This window comes from Ferruginibacter sp. (assembly GCF_014377975.1).
Taxonomy (GTDB): domain Bacteria; phylum Bacteroidota; class Bacteroidia; order Chitinophagales; family Chitinophagaceae; genus Ferruginibacter.
The window spans coordinates 1-3,320 of sequence record NZ_JACMOO010000147.1; the positions used below are offsets into that span (position 1 = coordinate 1).

Genomic DNA, 3,320 nt, shown 5'->3' on the forward strand with positions numbered 1-3,320 from the left:
AACATGTCGCACCGAATGAAAAAGGGTAAAATATGGGTTAGTTAAATTTTATTTTGATAGTTCAATTGGTTTGTTGTTTTATAACCAAATAGTGTATTTCGCTTGTAAGCGTCTTCAATAGGTTACCAGTTTAAGATAAGAAGCGTGCCCTCAGTAATGGCCGAAAGAAAAAGATGAATAAATGACAGGTTATTGCAAACTAAATTATTAAATTTGAATACACTAAATATACAATTATGAAAAAGTATCTATTGTTTGTTGCATTGGTTTTATCCATCGCCGTAACTTATGCGGGTGACAAGGGAAAGTGGACTGGTTTTATCAGTGATTCTGATTGCGGTATTAAGGGCAATAATAAAGAACATGCCGCCTGTGCCAAAAAATGTATCGCTGCTGGTGCTACCCCGGTATTTGTTGTTGGGGAAAAGGTTTACACCATCACTAACCCTGAAAAGGTAGCTAAGTTTATCGGTCAAAAGGTAACCATCAGCGGCAACCTTACAGGAGATGCACTGGACATCGAAAAAGTCAGCAAATAAAAAGCCTCAAAAATCTTCTTCAACAGGCTTAAACAATAGCATTGTTCTAGCCTGTTGAAGATTGTTTAGTGACGAAGATCAGCCGTACAAAATCCTGCTCCCAACCGGCAATACTTCCCTCCCCTGAATTTTATCCCTTCACTTTCTGGTTTGCAATGGATAAGCCGGATTACGTTGTGATCCTTTGCCTGCCACCTGCTGTTTTTAATGAGTTATCGTGGTCTTTATTGATAAACCACGGCCAATAGAGACGAAACTCAATTATCTAAAAATAACTAAATTTTAGTCCCACAATAATTGCTCAGTAAAAATGTAATGATAGTTTTATTCTTATCTACAACTATTATACAAGAATGATCAAAAAAATAATTACAGTGATATTATTGTTTTAGTACAAAGCCTTAAAAATTATGGAACGATCTGCAAAAGGCAGAAGACCTGCGCCTGTTGCGGGTTACAGGCAGGTTAAAGAAAATGATTGCTTACTACCGAAAACCTTATTAATTTAGTTGTTCACGTTTAACCCTTTCGCCATGAATCAGGTAAAAAAACTGGATATAATTGAAGAAGATCCCTGGCTGGATCCATACGATCAAGATGCCAACGAACGATTTGAGCGCTATGAAAAAGCATACAAAGAAATTGAAGGTGCAGAAGGCAGTTTACTCAACTTTGCCAAAGGGCATTATTATTATGGCATTCACTTCAATAAAGAAAAAAATGGATGGACCTATAGAGAATGGGCTCCTGATGCCCATAACCTGTATCTCACAGGAGACTTTAATGAATGGAACAGAACCACGCATCCACTGGATAAAAATAACAACGGCGATTGGGAGATATTTCTTCCATACGAAAAATACAAGGACAGTTTTGTACATGGCAGTAAAGTAAAAGTTACCATACGGGGTGTAAATGGTTTAACCGACAGAATTCCTGCTTACATCCGGAGAGTAATTCAAGACACCAGTACACATGATTTTTCCGGGCAACTGTGGTTTCCCGAAAAACCGTTTGATTGGACAGACAGCAGCTTTGATCTGGCTGAAAATTTTCAACAACCAATCATTTATGAATGCCATGTGGGTATGGCACAGGAAGAGGAGGCAGTTGGAACATATAGAGAATTTGCAGACAAAATATTACCAAGAATAAAAGAAGGAGGATACAACGCTATTCAAACAATGGCTATACAGGAGCACCCCTATTATGGATCGTTTGGTTATCATGTGTCCAATTTCTTTTGTCCTTCTTCGCGGTTCGGAACGCCCGAAGATTTAAAATACCTGGTCAATAAAGCCCACAGTATGGGCATTACCGTAATCATGGATATGGTTCATTCTCATGCTGTAAAAAACCTTTCAGAAGGGCTAAATGAATTTGATGGTACCAGCCATCAGTATTTTCATCCCGGTGCAAGAGGTTATCATGACGGATGGGATTCAAAATTATTTGATTACGGAAAATGGGAAGTGAAAAAATTTCTTCTTTCCAACGTCCGGTATTGGCTGGAAGAATTTCACTTTGATGGCTACCGGTTTGATGGCGTAACTTCTATGTTGTACTTCCATCATGGAAATACTTCTTTTGACCACTATGATAAGTATTTTAAAGAAGGCGTAGACCCCGATGCAGTTACCTACCTGCAGTTAGCAAATGAAGTGATCCATCAATTTAAAAAAAATACTATTTCTATTGCAGAAGACGTAAGCGGTATGCCGGGATTGTGCAGACGCCAGGAAGAAGGAGGTGTTGGATTCGATTTTAGGCTGGGTATGGGAATACCTGATTACTGGATTAAAATACTGAAACATAAACAAGACGAAGAATGGGACATAAATGAAATGTGGAATGTATTGGGCAACCGGCGATATAAAGAGAAAACGATCGCCTACGCAGAATCACACGACCAGGCGCTGGTGGGAGATAAAACCATTGCCTTCTGGCTGATGGATAAAGAAATGTATTTTCACATGCATGTGGATGATCATAACCTGGTGATTGACCGCGGCATTGCCTTGCATAAAATGATTCGACTGTTTACCATTAGTTTGGGCGGTGAGGCATATCTAAATTTTATAGGCAATGAATTTGGTCATCCGGAATGGGTGGACTTTCCAAGAGAAGGAAACAACTGGAGCCATTCTTACGCAAGAAGGCAGTGGTCGCTGGCAGACAATAAAGAACTCAAATACCAGTACCTGGCTAACTGGGATAAAGCCATGATCAATACCATCAAAGAAAATAAAGTGCTTGCATCAGGAATAGCAAACCAGCTTCACATGGATAGCAGCAACAATGTGATCGTCTTTGAGCGGGGTAACCTTATTTTTATTTTTAATTTCAGTCCCGGCAATTCTATTTTCGGATATCAATTCCGGGCGCCTGAAAAAGGTCTCTACAAAATTATACTTAACTCAGATAAAAAAGAATTCGGAGGCTTTGAAAGAGTGGAAGACTCCATCAATTATCCAACAGATGAAAATAAAAATGTAAGTATTTACCTCACAAACAGAACAGCGTTGGTAATGAAGAAACAATAAAAAGATAAAGTTGTTTAAGCATATAAACTCATGCGGATGACCGCATGAGTTTTTTTATTTACGTTTCAGATTGATCCCGTAGTTTAAAGCGTTTTTTCAATCCTACTCTTTTTCTTTCATAAATTTTTTTTCAACTAAAAAGATTCCGAAACTTAATATTACCAGTACCAAAAAAGTTACTATAAAATCACGGATCGTGGCAGATGGAATATGATGACCGCTCCCTATTGCCATTCCC

Annotated in this window: 2 protein-coding genes; both read left to right on the forward strand. The window is 38.5% G+C overall.

Annotation, left to right across the window (positions count from 1 at the left end):
* Positions 1-236 precede the first annotated feature (236 nt).
* Positions 237-539, forward strand: coding sequence for a hypothetical protein (locus tag H7254_RS08725; protein ID WP_301924172.1), 303 nt, complete (start codon positions 237-239; stop codon positions 537-539).
* 533 nt (positions 540-1,072) lie between these two features.
* Complete coding sequence (locus tag H7254_RS08730) at positions 1,073-3,082, forward strand: alpha amylase C-terminal domain-containing protein (RefSeq protein WP_301932605.1); 2,010 nt, start codon at positions 1,073-1,075, stop codon at positions 3,080-3,082.
* Positions 3,083-3,320 lie beyond the last annotated feature (238 nt).